The organism is Mesorhizobium silamurunense, from assembly GCF_014843905.1.
Taxonomy (GTDB): domain Bacteria; phylum Pseudomonadota; class Alphaproteobacteria; order Rhizobiales; family Rhizobiaceae; genus Mesorhizobium; species Mesorhizobium silamurunense.
In genome coordinates, this window is record NZ_LPVS01000190.1 from 1 (window position 1) to 808 (window position 808).

Sequence of the window (808 nt, forward strand, 5' to 3'; positions counted from 1 at the left end):
ACGAGCACCTTTTGCCCTATGGCCACGACAAGGCAAAGGTCTCGGCCGAGTTCATCAAGTCGGTGAAGGGCAACAAGGACGGCAAGCTGATCCTGGTCACCGCCATCAACCCGACGCCGGCCGGCGAAGGCAAGACGACGACCACGGTCGGCCTCGGCGACGGCCTCAACCGCATCGGCAAGAAGGCGATCGTCTGCATCCGCGAAGCCTCGCTCGGCCCGAACTTCGGCATGAAGGGCGGTGCGGCCGGCGGCGGCCTCGCCCAGGTGGTGCCGATGGAGGACATGAACCTCCACTTCACCGGCGACTTCCACGCCATCACCACCGCCCATAATCTGCTCTCGGCGCTGATCGACAATCACATCTACTGGGGCAACGAGCTCGGCATCGACACCCGCCGTGTCGTCTGGCGCCGCGTCATGGACATGAACGACCGGGCGCTGCGCGAGATCATCTCCTCGCTCGGCGGCGTCGCCAACGGTTTTCCGCGCGAAGCCGGCTTCGACATCACCGTCGCCTCGGAAGTGATGGCGATCCTGTGCCTCGCCACCGACCTCAAGGACCTCGAGAAGCGCCTGGGCGACATCATCGTCGCCTATCGTCGCGACAAGTCGCCGGTCTATGCCCGCGACCTCAAGGCCGACGGCGCCATGGCTGTGCTCTTGAAGGACGCCATGCAGCCCAACCTGGTGCAGACGCTGGAGAACAACCCGGCCTTCGTGCATGGCGGCCCGTTCGCCAACATCGCGCATGGCTGCAACTCGGTCGTCGCCACCACGACGGCGCTGAAGCTTGCCGACTACGTCGT

General features: G+C 65.2%; 1 protein-coding gene. It reads left to right on the top strand.

The features are described from left to right. Window positions 1–808: formate--tetrahydrofolate ligase (locus AU465_RS32985; protein WP_192257185.1), on the top strand; the 808-nt coding region annotated here is incomplete at both ends.